This is a genomic window from Azoarcus sp. DN11 (assembly GCF_003628555.1).
In the GTDB taxonomy this organism is placed as follows: domain Bacteria; phylum Pseudomonadota; class Gammaproteobacteria; order Burkholderiales; family Rhodocyclaceae; genus Aromatoleum.
This window is the reverse complement of the sequence record NZ_CP021731.1, coordinates 137,470-150,712: the sequence shown is the minus strand read 5'-3', so window position 1 is coordinate 150,712 and position 13,243 is coordinate 137,470. Positions and strand designations below refer to the sequence as shown.

At 69.8% G+C, this 13,243-nt stretch carries 8 protein-coding genes and 1 tRNA gene; 5 read left to right on the top strand and 4 right to left on the bottom strand.

The window, feature by feature from the left end; translation table 11 throughout:
* Window positions 1-80 precede the first annotated feature (80 nt).
* Window positions 81-260, top strand: a complete 180-nt coding sequence (locus CDA09_RS00695) for a hypothetical protein (RefSeq protein WP_121426862.1) — start codon at window positions 81-83, stop codon at window positions 258-260.
* A gap of 147 nt (window positions 261-407) precedes the next feature.
* On the opposite strand, the gene CDA09_RS00690 is transcribed toward CDA09_RS00695, so the two are convergent.
* From CDA09_RS00690 to CDA09_RS00680, 3 genes are all read right to left on the bottom strand, one after another.
* A tRNA-Arg gene (locus tag CDA09_RS00690) sits at window positions 408-484 on the bottom strand.
* A gap of 104 nt (window positions 485-588) precedes the next feature.
* Window positions 589-5,010, bottom strand: coding sequence for a response regulator (locus CDA09_RS00685; RefSeq protein ID WP_121426861.1), 4,422 nt, complete (start codon window positions 5,008-5,010; stop codon window positions 589-591).
* Between the two features lie 51 nt (window positions 5,011-5,061).
* The gene (locus tag CDA09_RS00680) at window positions 5,062-6,159 is read right to left on the bottom strand and encodes a response regulator (RefSeq protein WP_121426860.1); all 1,098 of its coding nucleotides are present in this window, start codon (window positions 6,157-6,159) and stop codon (window positions 5,062-5,064) included.
* A gap of 246 nt (window positions 6,160-6,405) precedes the next feature.
* Here CDA09_RS00680 and CDA09_RS00675 point away from each other — a divergent pair, with 246 nt between their 5' ends.
* From CDA09_RS00675 to CDA09_RS00660, 4 genes are all read left to right on the top strand, one after another.
* Complete coding sequence (locus CDA09_RS00675) at window positions 6,406-6,891, top strand: OmpA family protein (protein WP_121426859.1); 486 nt, start codon at window positions 6,406-6,408, stop codon at window positions 6,889-6,891.
* Between the two features lie 235 nt (window positions 6,892-7,126).
* Entirely contained in the window at window positions 7,127-7,594 is a 468-nt protein-coding gene (locus CDA09_RS00670; RefSeq protein WP_121426858.1) for a c-type cytochrome, read from the top strand.
* A gap of 88 nt (window positions 7,595-7,682) precedes the next feature.
* Window positions 7,683-9,515, top strand: a complete 1,833-nt coding sequence (locus tag CDA09_RS00665) for a sensor histidine kinase (protein ID WP_121426857.1) — start codon at window positions 7,683-7,685, stop codon at window positions 9,513-9,515.
* Window positions 9,499-10,131, top strand: a complete 633-nt coding sequence (locus CDA09_RS00660) for a response regulator transcription factor (RefSeq protein ID WP_121426856.1) — start codon at window positions 9,499-9,501, stop codon at window positions 10,129-10,131. The genes CDA09_RS00665 and CDA09_RS00660 overlap by 17 nt, the downstream gene beginning before the upstream one ends.
* On the opposite strand, the gene CDA09_RS00655 is transcribed toward CDA09_RS00660, so the two are convergent.
* Window positions 10,132-13,224 carry a molybdopterin dinucleotide binding domain-containing protein gene (locus CDA09_RS00655; RefSeq protein ID WP_121426855.1) on the bottom strand — a complete coding sequence of 1,031 codons (3,093 nt, stop codon included), beginning with the start codon at window positions 13,222-13,224 and terminating at the stop codon, window positions 10,132-10,134.
* Window positions 13,225-13,243 lie beyond the last annotated feature (19 nt).

The following is a 13,243-nucleotide window of genomic DNA, read 5'->3' as shown; positions in this document are numbered from 1 at the left end:
CAGGACGCCGGCAGCTTGCCGGCGTCGAAACATGACCCAGGCGTCCGACAAGAAACTTTCGAGGCGAGGAGAAAGATGTAGTGCCCACTGTGAAGTATGTGGACGAGGCCAAAAGCTACGGGCTGGCGCAGGGCTATCCGTACTCGATCGATCAGGAGCTGTTCAAGGACCTTCCGGACATACGTCCTCGCGGGTTGCCGCCCCTGCATCCGGCCTTCCTGTGCGAGGGCGTCCGCCAGTTCAGGGGGCAGCAAAGCTGACTCATTGGGAACATACTCATCAGAAACCGGCGCTGATAGGTCACGGGCGTCCGGGCGCGCCCAGCGGGCGGTTGAGGACATCCAGCCGGGCTGGCGAGATATGAAAAAAGCGCTGATTTCTTCATGAAATCAGCGCTTTCCGGTATCTGGCGCGCCCGAGACGATTCGAACGTCCGACCCCTGCCTTCGGAGGGCAGTACTCTATCCAGCTGAGCTACGGGCGCCAAGCGCCACTGGCGTGGCGACAGAACGCGGGATTATACCTTAACTGCGGCGCATGACGACCCCTGCCTTCGGAGGGCAGGCGCCGTGGCGCCAGTGAACCGTCTCACCCACCTGCCGGCGTCAGGGCGGCGAGGCTTTCCAGGGCCTTGTCGAAGTCGTAGGCGGCGACGCTGGCGGCGATCTGTTTCAGGGCGGGTGCGAGCGGGGTGCCGGTGGCGCGTTCGGTGAGGGTGGCGACGGCTTCGGCGGCGTCGGGGTCGCTGTCTTCGAGCAGGGCTTTCAGGTGCGCGAAGTCCTGCTGCAGGTTCGCGGCGCCGATGGTTGCGGCGATCTCCTCGGGGGCCGGTAAGGCGGTTTCGGCCGGGCCGAGCCGTTGCAGGCCGTCGATGACGGGGGCGAGTTCGGCGAGCGTCCATTCGAGGAGCGGGGCGAGCTGCGCGGCGGGGAGTTTGTCTCGGCAGGCGTGTTCGAGGGCGTCGGCGGCGGTCTGGACGCCGTGGGCGCCGATGTTGCCGGCGTTGCCCTTGAGGGTGTGGGCGGCGCGCAGGGGGGCGTCGGGATCGGCCCCGGCCTGGGCGGCGGCGAACTGTTCGGCGAAGCGGCCCTGGGTGTCGCGGAAGCGGGCGAGCATGCGCCGGTAGAGCTTGTGGTTGTCCATCGTGGTGGCGAGGCCGGCGGCGGTGTCGATGCCGGGCAGCGGGGGCAGGACGACCGCGGCGGCGCCTTTGTCGGACGCGGGCGCCGGCGCGCGGGCGGCGCCCGCGGGCCGCACCCACTTCGCCAGGGTGACGAACATTTCGGCAACGTCGAGCGGTTTGGCGATGTGGTCGTTCATGCCGGCGGCGATGGCCTTGTCGCGGTCACCGGCCATGGTGTTGGCGGTCATCGCGAGGATGGGCAGGTGCGCCCACGCGGGGTTGCGGCGGATTTCGCGCGCGGCGGTGTAGCCGTCCATGACCGGCATCTGGCAGTCCATGAGCACGCCGTCGAAGCGGGCGTCGCGGGCGAGGAGGTCGAGCGCTTCGCGGCCGTTGCCGGCGATCGCGACGTCGATGCGGGCCTGTTGCAGCAGGTCGGCGGCGAGTTCCTGGTTCATTTCGTTGTCCTCGACGAGCAGCACGCGGGCGCCGGCAAGGGCCGCCATCGCGGCGCTGGAGCCGTTGATGCTCTCGGAGACGCGGGTCTCGACCAGTCCGTGCTTGTCGAGGGCTTCGCCGATCGCTTCGAGCATGCGCGAGGCGGTGACCGGCTTGGTCAGCGCGGACTTGACCGCGACACCGCGCTGTTCGGCCGATCCGAGCGCTTCTTCGCGGCCGTAGGCGGTGACCATGATCACCGCGGGCAGCTTCGCCGGGGGATGCGCCTGCAGGCGCCGCACGGCTTCGACACCGTCGACGACGGGCATCTTCCAGTCCATCAACACGAGGTCATAGGGCGCGTGGCGCGCGTCGGCCGCGGCGATCATGTCGAGCGCCTGGCTGCCGTCCCACGCGACATCGACCGCGAGCCCGAAGTGCCGCAGCATGGCGGAGAGGATTTCGCGCGCCGAGGCGTTGTCATCGACGACGAGGACGCTCACGTCCTGCAGTTCGTCGGCGCGGAACATGCGTCGGGCCACCGGTTCGGCCTGCAGGACGAAGCGCGCGGTGAAGTGGAAGGTGGAGCCGTGGCCGACGGTGCTCTCGACCCAGATGCGCCCCTTCATCATCTCGACGAGCTTCTTCGAGATGGCGAGCCCGAGGCCGGACCCGCCGTACTTGCGCGTCGTCGAGGCGTCGGCCTGGGTGAAGCTGCGGAACAGCGTGTCGCACTGCTCGGGACTCATGCCGATGCCGGTGTCGCGCACCCAGAAATGCAGCTCGGCCTCGTCCGCGCTCTGCGTGACGGTGTCGATACCCACGACGATCTCGCCCGTTTCGGTGAACTTGACTGCATTATTGCCGAGGTTCACTAGCACCTGACCGAGGCGCAGCGGATCGCCGACGAGGGCCGTGGGGACGTCCGGGGCGGCGTTGAAGAGCAGTTCCAGCCCCTTGTCCTCGGTCTTGAGGCCGACGAGGTTGGCGAGGTGGTCCATGACGTCTTCGAGACGGAATTCGACCGTTTCCATCGACATCTTGCCGGCTTCGATCTTCGAGAAGTCGAGGATGTCGTTGATGATGCCGAGGAGGTTTTCGCCGGCGCGGTGCACCTTCTCGATGTAGTTGCGCTGCTTGCGGTCGAGCGTGCCCTGCAGCGCGAGGTGTGACATGCCGATGATGGCGTTCATCGGCGTGCGGATCTCGTGGCTCATGTTGGCGAGGAAGTCGCTCTTGGCGCGCGTGGCGTCCTCGGCGATCTCCTTGGCGCGCAGGATCTCGGCTTCGGCGCGCTTGCGGTCGGTGATGTCGAGCAGCCAGCCCATCACACCCTGTTCGCCCTCGTGCGCGAAGGGCATGAAGGTGACGAGGAAGTCGCGCAGCTCGCCGCCGGCCGCCACCAGGCGCATCTCGCGGTCGCGCAGGTAGCCTTCGCGGCGCAGGTCCGCCACCATGCGCGCGCGGTCCTCGGGCGTGGCGTAGATCTTCACCGCCGAATCGCCGGCGCGGCAGTCGAACATGCGCGTGAATTCGGGGCTGGTGTAGCGGAAGACGCCGTCGGTGGTGAAGGCGGTGCCGATGGGGCTGTGGTCGAGGATGTACTGCAGCGAGGCGCGCTGGTCGGCGATGGCCTTGTCGGCGGCCTTGCGTTCGGTGATGTCGCGGAACACGACCACGGTGCCGACGAGCGAGTCGCCCTTGCGGACGGGCGTCGTCGCGTATTCGACCGGGATTGCGGTGCCGTCCTTGCACCACAGGACCTCGCTGTCGACGGTGCGCGCCTGTCCGTCCACGCCGGTGCGGAACATCGGGCATTCCTCGCGCGGGAACGGGCGGCCGTCCGGGTAGCTGTGGTGGATCAGTACATGCATCTGCTGACCGACGAGTTCCTCCTCGGTAAAGCCGAGCATCGCCGGCGCGGCGGGGTTGGCGAAGATGATCACGCCTTCCTGGTCGAGGCCGACGATGCCGTCCTTGACCGAGCCGAGAATGAGGCGGCTGCGCTCTTCGAGGATCGCGAGGTGGGCGGAGGTTTCGCGCAGGGACTCCTGCTGCGCCTCGAGTTCGACGGTCTGCTCCTCGAGCTGCCGCGCCTGCTGCTCCATGTTCTCGGCCTGGCGCTGGGTTTCCTCGAGCAGGGTCTGCGTGCGCGCATTGCGTTCGAGGATCTCCAGGCTCATCGCGAGAATCGGCATCACGCCTTCGAGCAGGCTTTCGTGGGTGGCGCCGAAGGCGTCGAAAGTGGCCAGCTCGACGACCGCGAGCAGGCGGTCGGTGCGCATCACGGGCAACACGGCGATCACGCGGGGCGCGGCGTCGCCCAGCCCGGAGCCGATGTGGATGTAGTCCGCGGGCGGGTTGGTGAAGATGATCGGCTTGCGCTCGAGCGCGCACTGGCCGACCAGCCCCTGGCCGAGGGCGAACTGCGGCACCGGCTCCGCCGGCTCACGCAGCGCATAGCCCGCGAGCAGGACGAGCCGCTGCGCGGCTTCGTCGTGGCGGTAGAAGGCGGCATGGCCGAGCTTGAGGACCGGCGCGAGGTTGGAAAGGAGTTTCCGGGCGAGCTCGGCGGGGCTCGTGGACGTCTGCAGGTCGCCCGAGATGGCCGCGAGGTGCGTCTTGAGCCAGCGCTGCGTCTCGACCTTGCGCGCTTCGACGCGCAGCACCTCGATCGCGCGCGCGAGCTCGCCGAGCTCGTTCGGATATTCGGTGTGCGGAACGGGCTGCTCGAAGCGCCCGGCGGAGATCTGCTCGACGACGGCGCGCAGGCGCTGCGTCGGGCGGCGGATCGACACGCCGACGAGGGCGCCCAGCAGCAGCGCGAGGACGCTGCCGCCGCCGATCAGGGCGTAGGTGGTGCGCTTGATCTCGGCCAGGCGCCGGCTGGCCTGGCGCGCGGCCTCGTGCGCCTCCTCCTCCATGATGCGGGCAATACCGACCAGCGTGTCGCCGGCCGTCTGGCCGGCGAGCTGGAAATCGGGCGCGACGACCGCCCCCAGCGCGTCCATGAGTTCGCCCTTCTGCTGCAGCTCGATGACGCGCGCAATGCCGGCCTTGTAGCGCGCGAAGCGCTCGTCGAAGCGCGCGAGCTCGGCGCGCGTGTCCTCGCGGTGCAGCAGCTTCGACGCGTCGTCCAGTTCCTGGCGCAGGCGGCTTTCGGATTCGGCGAGTTGCCGGTAGGCGCGTTCGCGCTCGTCGGGCGTCTGCGGCAGGATGGCCTGGCGCAGCGCGTGGCCCATCTGCGCGAACTGGATGCGCGCCTCCTTCACGTGCGAGACGCCGAGCAGCTCCTTTTCGTACAGGTCGCGCAGTTCGGCGTTGACGACGTTCTGGTTGTAGATCGACTGCAGGCTGATGCCGCCGACCACCAGCATCAGCCCGGCAAAGCCGAGCACGAGCTTTGCGGTGAGCGAGCGGCGCTCCAGCGCCGTGATCGAAAATTGCATCCTTGTGGCTCCTGTCGGTCGCGGCGGCAAGCGCCTGGTTGAAAAAGCGGCCTAGTCGGCAAAGCGCGCGGCAATGGCGCAGAATTCGTCCTGCAGGGCGACGAAGGCGTCCACGACGTCGGGGTCGAAATGCGAGCCGCGGCCCTCGCGGATGATCACGGCCGCCTCCGCGTGCGACATGCCGTCCTTGTAGACGCGCCGGCTGATCAGCGCGTCATACACATCGGCCAGCGCCATGAGGCGCGCGGAGATCGGGATCGCATCGCCCGCGATGCCCTCCGGATAGCCGGAGCCGTCCCACTTTTCCTGGTGGTAGTAGGCGATTTCCTTCGCCAGGCGCAGGAAGTCGACATCCATGCCGAGCATCTTCTCGGCGTGCAGGATCGCGTCGCGGCCCAGCGTCGTGTGCGCTTTCATCGTCTCGAACTCGTCGGCGCTGAAGCGCCCCGGCTTGAGCAGGATGCGGTCGGGGATGCCGACCTTGCCGATGTCGTGGAGCGGCGCCGACTTGAACAGCATGTCGATCGTGGCGTCGGTGAGGAAATGGCGAAAGCGCGGGTGCGGCTGCAGGTGGATGGCGAGCGCCCGGACATAGAACTGGGTGCGGCGGATGTGATTGCCGGTGTCGCTGTCACGGGTCTCGGCGAGCGACGCCATCGCCAGGATCGCGACGTCCTGGATCGCTGCGAGCTCGCGCGTGCGCCGCGCGACTTCGGCTTCGAGGTAGGCGTTCTGGTCGCGCAGGAAATCGGCGGCGGCCTTGACCTTGAGCTGGGTGGCGACGCGCGCGAGCATGACCGCCGGATTGACCGGCTTGGTAATGAAGTCGGCCGCCCCCATCGCGAGCCCCTTCGTCTCGTCCTCGGTCGCGGTCATCGCGGTGAGGAAGATGATGGGGATGTCGCGCGTCGCCGCGTCGGCCTTGAGCGCCTCGCACACATCGTAGCCGGACAGGCCGGGCATCATGATGTCGAGCAGGATGAGCTCCGGCGGCGCATCGCCGCGCACGATGCGCAAGGCCTTCTCGCCATTGTTGGCGACCTTGACCCGGTAACGGTCCTTGAGCAGGCCGGACATCAGCGACAGGTTGTCCGGCGTGTCGTCGACCACCAGGATCGTGGCTTTTTCGATGAGCGTCGGTGCATCCATGTGTGTTCCCCTCGCAACCGATGGACCGGACGCGGCGGCTTCCACGCCGTTCCGGACGGAGCACAGCCCCTCGGACTTCGCATATTCAACCGCCACGCCGCCGCGCAGGCAACTGGAATTCAACATTGCGCACGCCGCGACACGCGTCACGGCGCCGCAGTCTGCCTGCGACATGTTCCGATACACTTCGGCTAAACTGCCGGGCGACCCCGCACAGGCGGGATCACAATAATGGGAGCGTAGGACATGTTCGATCAGGAAGACGGCGAACTCAACGTCGTCATGGGGGTGCTCTTCGGCGTCATCGCACTGGTGATCGCGCTGGTGATCGGTCTCGGCATGTGGAAGCTGCATGCGGCCGCGGAGCCGGAAGCGGCCGCGGCGGGGGCAAGCGAGTTCGCGGATGTCGCGGAAGTGGGCGAGGCGCTGGTGAAGTTCTATTTCCCCGTCGGCGAGGCGACGCTGCCGGAGGATGCGCCGGCCGACATCGCGACGATCGTCGTTGCACTGGATGCAACGCCGGGCAAGAAGGTGCTGCTGTCGGGCTTTCACGACGAGAGCGGCGCCGCCGCAGCGAACGCGGAAGTGTCGAAGAACCGCGCACTGTCGGTGCGCGAGGCGCTGCTCGAGGCGGGCGTGCCGGCCGAGCGCGTGCTGCTGCGCCGTCCGGCGGTGACGCTGGGCGGCGGCGACGCAGCCGAGGCGCGGCGCGTCGAGGTGCGCGTGCAGTAAGCGCACGTCCTGCCGCCGCATACGGATCAGCCGGGGACGCCCCGGCTTTTTGTTTGCGCGGCGCGCGGGCGCTGCCGGCGCCGAAACGCTCGGCGCGATCGCCCGGAAGGGCGAGGCGCTAAGCTACAAGTAAACGCCCGCCGCGGGCAATGACGTGCGACCGCCACCCGGCCCGCAGCCGGCGTGGCGGCTATACTTGCGGTTTTCCATAACAAGACCGAACAAAGGAACCCGCATGTCCGACCTGCGCGACCGCCCCCAACCCCTCTCCCACCCCGGCGCCAGCCGCCTCGCCCTCGCGGCGGCCGCGCTTGCCGCCGTCATGCTCGCGGCCTGCAGCCAACCCGCCGACACCGACGCGGAGGCGCGCGCCAGCCGCATCCAGCCGGTCGCGAAGATCTCGCTCAAGGTGCAGAAGGCTGCACCGGGCAGCCGCACCGGCGAACAGGTGTACCAGGGCATCTGCGCCGGCTGCCACGGCGCGGGGGCGCTCGGCTCGCCCAAGGCCGGCGACACTGCCGCCTGGGGGCCGCGCATCGCGCAGGGCTTCGACACGCTGGCCAAGCATGCGATCGAAGGCATCCGCCAGATGCCGCCGCGCGGTGGTGGCGCCGACCTCACCGACACCGAAGTGCGCCGTGCGGTCGCCTATCTCGCCAACAAGGGCGGCGCGAAGTTCGCGGAACCCCCCGTCGCGCAGTAAGGCCGCGCAGGCGCTGGGCGCGGCCGGGTGGCTCGCCCCCGCATGACAGCCGCTTGACCCGCCGCGGCGAACGCGGGATGCTTGCGCGATGCCTGCATCCCCCGGCGGGCGGCGCCTCGTCGGCGCCGTGCTGCTGCTCTTCGCCCTGCTCGCGCCGGCCCGCGCGGCCCCGGCCGACGATGCCGGCGCCGTGCGCATCGGCGTGCTCGCCTTTCTCGGCGCGGACGCCGCCTCCGGCGAATGGTCGCCGGTGCTGCGCCGCCTGCAGGCCGCGCTGCCGGGGCGCCCAGTCAGCCTCGTGCAGCTCGACCACGGCGGCCTGCACGACGCCGCGGCCGCGGGCAACATCGACTTCCTCATCACCAACCCCGGCCACTACGTCGAGCTCGAAGCCGAACTCGGCGCGAGCCGCATCCTCACGCTGGACCCCGGCCCGCCGCGCGCGCCCGAGCGCTCGCTCGGCTCGACGGTGATCGTGAAGGCCGGCAACGGTGCCCTGCGCACGCTCGCCGACCTGCGCGGGCGGCGCGTCGCGGTGGTGTCGACCGACGTGTTCGGCGGCTTCCAGACGATCTGGCGCGAGCTCGCCGCGCAGGGCATCGACCCGCAGCGCGATTTCGCCGAGCTGAAGGTCGTCGGCCTGCCGATGACCGGCGTCTTCGACGCGGTCGCGCGCGGCGAGGCGGACGCCGGCTTCGTTCGCAGCTGCCTGCTCGAAAGCCGCGACGAATGGCGCAGCGCCTTCGCCGTGCTGGGCGCACGCAACGAGCCGGACTTCCCCTGCGCGACCTCGACGCGGCTGTATCCCGACTGGCCGCTCGCGACCCTGCGCCACACGCCACCGGCGCTCGCCAAGGAGGTGGCGCTCGCGCTGCTGGCGATGTCGGAGCGCGCGGACGGCATGGCATGGGCCGTGCCGGCGGACTACCAGTCGGTGCACGAGATGTTCCGCGAGCTGCAGACCGGCCCCTATGCCTACCTGCACGAACCGACGCTGATGGTGCTGGCCGAGCGCTACTGGCGCTGGATCGCCGCGTTCGCGCTGCTGCTGGCGGCCTGGATCCTGTACACGGTGCGTGTCGAGCACCTCGTGCACGCGCGCACCGCCGAGCTGCGCGCGGTGCTCGCGGCACGCGAGGCGCTCGAGGCGCGCATCCGTGCCAACCAGGAGCAGGCCGACCATCTCGCGCGTCTGTCAGTGCTGGGCGAGCTGTCCGGCACGCTCGCCCACGAACTCAACCAGCCGCTCGCGACGATCGCAAACTATGCGCAGAGCCTCATCCGCCGCAGCGACAACGGCCGCCTCACCGACGACGCCGTGCGCGAAGCCTCCGGCGAGATCGCCGGCCAGGCCGAACGCGCCGCCGGCATCCTCGGCCGCATCCGCGGCTTCGCGAAGAAGCGCGCGGCGGTGCGCGAGCGCGTCGCCCCCGGCGCACTCGTCGCCGACGCGGTGGCGCTGTTCCGCGGCATGCTCGCGAACGCGCCCGAAGTGGCTGTGGACGACACGCTGCCGGCCGACGCCGTCGTCGAGGTCGATCCGCTACAGATCCAGCAGGTGCTGCTGAACCTGCTGAAGAACGGCTACGATGCGGCCCGCGGCCTGCCGCCCGAACGCCAGCGCCTGGCCGTGCACCTCCGCGACTGCGATGGCCACGCCTGCATCGCGGTGCGCGACCACGGCGCGGGCCTCGACGCGGCGGCGCGCGAACGCCTGTTCGAGCCCTTCTTCACGACCAAGCCGGACGGCCTCGGCCTGGGCCTGTCGATCTGCCGCACGATCGCCGAAGCCCACCGCGGCCGCCTCACCGTGGATGGCGCGGACGGCGGGCCGGGCTGCGAATTCGTCCTCAGCCTGCCGCTGGGCGCGCCCGCCAGCGCACCACCGGAGTCCCATACCGACCATGCTGCCCACCGATGAAGCCGTGATCCATGTCGTGGACGACGACGCGGCCTTCCGCCGCTCGCTCGTGTTCCTGCTCGAATCGGTCGGCTGGCACGTCGCGAGCCACGCCTCGGCCGAGGATTTCCTCGCGGTACGACAAGGATCGGCCGACGCCCCCGCCTGCCTCGTGCTCGACATCCGCATGCCGACGATGAGCGGCCTGGAATTGCAGGAGCGCCTGCGCGCGGACGGGACGCTGCCGCCCATCGTCTTCATCACCGGCCACGGCGACGTCGAACTCGCGGTGCAGGCGATGAAGCACGGCGCCTGCGACTTCCTGCAGAAGCCGTTCCGGGATCAGGCGCTGCTCGACGCGGTCGCGGCCGCCGTGCGGCGCGGTGCCGAGGACCGCTCGCGCCACGCGCAGCGCGACGAAGCGAAGGCACGCCTCGCCCGCCTGTCGCCGCGCGAGCTGGAAGTCGCGCGCCTGGTCGCGCAGGGGCTGCCCAACAAGCTCGTCGCGCGCGAACTCGACATCAGCGAGAAGACGGTGCATGTGCACCGCCAGCACGTCATGGACAAGGCCGAGGTCGGCAGCGCCGCGGAACTCGCGCGCCTGATGCTGCGCGCCGACCCCGCAGCGCTCGACTGATCAGAGCTTCACCAGTCGCGCCGGCAGCCCGTTGCGCACCGCGGTCCCCGAAACCGCATCGACCCACAGTGCTTCGCCGCCCCGCGTCGGGTCGACCAGGCCCAGATCGTTGAGACAGATCCCCGCCACGAGATCCCGCCGCTGCGGCTGACGCGCCTCGCCGATCCGGTGCGCCCGCGCCCCCAGCTCACGGTGGCCGTAGCCGTGCTCGACCGCGAGCACGCCGCGCGTCACGCCCTCATGCACGATCACGTGGCAGGTCGCCGCGCCGCCGGGCGTCTGGATGCGTGCGAGGTCGCCGGTGGCAAGGCCCAGGCGCGCGGCGTCCTCGGGATGCACGATGACCGGGTTGTCGGGGTGCAGGGACGTGATGCGCGTCGCGATGCTATAGGCGTTCTGCAGCGCGGACTTGTAGCCCACCGCGAGCAGCGGCCAATCCGTTTCCTTGTGCAGCGCGCGCATCGGCGTACCGTCGGCGAAGGCGGGCGGCTGCCAACTCGCGCAGCCGGCGAAGCGCTTGCCGGTGAGGCTATTCTTCGCGCCGCCGACGTTGTCGTTCCACAGCCACAGCGCGTTCCGGAAGCGATTGGTCTGCCATTCGGGGTTCGCCCCATCCTGCGTCTCCTGCGCCTCCTTGGCCGGCTGGTAGCGGCCGCCGCGCGTGTACAGGAAGGCCACCTTGCGCCACTCGTCCTCCTTCAGCGTCGCTTCCAGCAGCGGGCGCAGGCGCTCGACGCCGGACAGCGCGAGGTCCTCGTCGCTCGCATCGCCGACCGGCGCCTTGCCGAGGAAAGCGATGTTCGCGCCGCCGCGCAGGTACCAGTGCTCGGGCCGTTCCAGCGGTAGCCGGCGGCCGTCCATGTCGGCGAGCCCTTCGGGGCCGAAGCCGGGGAGCTCCATCGCCTGCGCCAGCGCGATGAAGAAAGTCTCCATGCCGATCGCCTGGCCGTCGGGGGTCTTCGCGGCCTTCGGCTCGACCACCGGCCAGCGCGCCGTCGTTGCCTTCGTCGGCACGCCGCCCCACGGCGCCGTCCAGCCCCAGCTCTCGTACATCAGCGAATCCGGCACGATGTAGTCGGCGAACGCGTTGCTCTCGTTGATCAGCGGATCGACCGACACGATCAGCGGGATCTTCTTCGGATCGGCGAGCTCCTTCTCGATCAGCGCACGCCCGCCGGGCAGGCCGTACACCGGGCTCGAACTCCACAGCACCAGCGCCTTCACGCCGTACGGATAGCCGCGCAGCATCGCCGGGAACCACTCCGTGACCAGCCCCGGCGCGTTCGGGAACCACGCGTCGCGCGCCGGATAGGGCTTGCCCTCGGCCTTGCGGCGCGCGAACTCGGCGGACTTTTCGTACGGCACGTTGCGCCCGAGCGGCGTGCCCTTGGGCTTCACCATGCCGGGGAAGGTCTCGAGGTCGTAGCGCGGGCCCGCGCCGGCGTCCTTGAAGGCGCCGCCGTTCACGACGAAACCGCCCTTCCAGTTCAGGTTGCCGATGAGCGCGTTGAGCGTGACGACCGCGTAGGCGTTGTAGAAGCCGTTGCCGGCCATCATGCCGCCGTGCGCGATCGCGCAGGCCTTGCGGCCGTGGCGGCTGAACTCGTCGGCGAGGCCGGTGATCACCGTTTCCGGCACGCCGCAGATCGCCGAGCATTCCGCGACGCTCAGCTTCAGCGCCGATTCGCGCAGCAGTTCGTAGGAGGTCTTCACCGCGAGCGCCTTGTCGCCAACCGTCACCGGGCCCGCGGCTTCCAGCGGCGCCGGACCGGTCGTGGCCTCCGCCGGCATCGGCCTGCCATCCGGGCCGAGCACGAGGTAGGGGTCCGCCTCCTTGTACTTGTCCTCCTCGGCCACCGTCATGCCGATGTCCGAACCGCGCAGGAAGCGCCCTTCGCGCGGATGGCCTTTCTCGGCCACCACGAGCCAGCTCGCGTTGGTGAAGGACGGCTCGCCCGCGGCCTCCGCCGCCGCGAGGTTGGGGTTGGCGAGATAGGCCGTATTCACGCGCCCGTTGTCGAACATCCAGCGCATCATGCCCATCACCAGCGCGCCGTCGGTGCCGGGGCGGATCGGCACCCAGCGCCCGCGCTCGCCGGCCGCGCGGTTGTCGGCGTTGGTCAGCACCGGGTCGACGACGACATACTCCAGCCGCCCTTCGCTGCGCCCCTGCGCGAGCAGCGCGCCGGTGCGCTTGAAGGGGTTGCCGGCGTTGCCCGGCGCCGTACCGATGAAGATCACGAACTCGGCGTTGGCCAGATCCGGCTTCGCGTGCGGCATCTTCTTCAGGTCGCCGAACAGCGCGCCGGAGCCCGAGCGGTAGGCGCCGCTGCAGTATGAGCCGTGGCCGACGAAGTTCAGCGTGCCGTAGGCTTGGTTCCAGAAGCGCCGCGCGAAGGGCTCGCGGCCGTCATTGACGCTGGAGATCAGCGCGACCTGGTTCACCTTCGGCCCCAGCTCGGGGGCCGCCGGGTCGATCGGTGTCGCGAGGTCGCGCAGCGCCCTGAAGCCGTCCACATGCCCTTCGCCGAACAGGTCACCACCCTCGACGAGCTCCTTGACCAGCTGCTCGAAGGAGATCGGCTGCCACTCGCCACCGTTGCGCGGTCCGACGCGCTTCAGCGGCGTCAGCACGCGGAAGGGCGACTCGATCTGGTCCATCGCCGCGTTGCCGCGCCCGCAGGCGGTCGAGCGCCCCGCCAGCCCCTTGTCCTGGAAGCGCGACAGCGCGACGAAGCTCTCCTTCACCGAGGCCTTCATCGGCAGGTGCGGCTCGGTCGACAGCGGGCTGTACGGATTGCCCGCGACGCGGATCACCTTGCCGCTCGCCTTGTCGACGCGCACGCGCACGCCACACTGCGTCGTGCAGCCGAGACAGGCGGTGTAGCTCACCTGCTGGTTCGGGTTCACGCGCAGCTCGCCGGTCGCGGGATCCACGCTGAATTCCGGTTCGGCCGAGCGGCCGTGGATGTTGTGCGCTTTCGGTTCGTCCCCGACGAGGCCCGACACCATGCGGCCCAGGGTCTGGGAGAAGCCCGCGGCGAAGGCGGCGAGGCCACCGGCGGCAATCAGTTCGCGACGTTCGATTTTCATGATCAGTTTCCCTGGATTC

Excerpts from the sequence above, each read along its gene's own strand:
- CDA09_RS00685 (WP_121426861.1), bottom strand. The coding sequence starts at position 5,010 with ATGCAATTTTCGATCACGGCGCTGGAGCGCCGCTCGCTCACCGCAAAG.
- CDA09_RS00660 (WP_121426856.1), top strand. The coding sequence starts at position 9,499 with ATGCTGCCCACCGATGAAGCCGTGATCCATGTCGTGGACGACGACGCG.
- CDA09_RS00665 (WP_121426857.1), top strand. The coding sequence starts at position 7,683 with ATGCCTGCATCCCCCGGCGGGCGGCGCCTCGTCGGCGCCGTGCTGCTG.
- CDA09_RS00655 (WP_121426855.1), bottom strand. The coding sequence starts at position 13,224 with ATGAAAATCGAACGTCGCGAACTGATTGCCGCCGGTGGCCTCGCCGCC.
- CDA09_RS00675 (WP_121426859.1), top strand. The coding sequence starts at position 6,406 with ATGTTCGATCAGGAAGACGGCGAACTCAACGTCGTCATGGGGGTGCTC.
- CDA09_RS00680 (WP_121426860.1), bottom strand. The coding sequence starts at position 6,159 with ATGGATGCACCGACGCTCATCGAAAAAGCCACGATCCTGGTGGTCGAC.
- CDA09_RS00670 (WP_121426858.1), top strand. The coding sequence starts at position 7,127 with ATGTCCGACCTGCGCGACCGCCCCCAACCCCTCTCCCACCCCGGCGCC.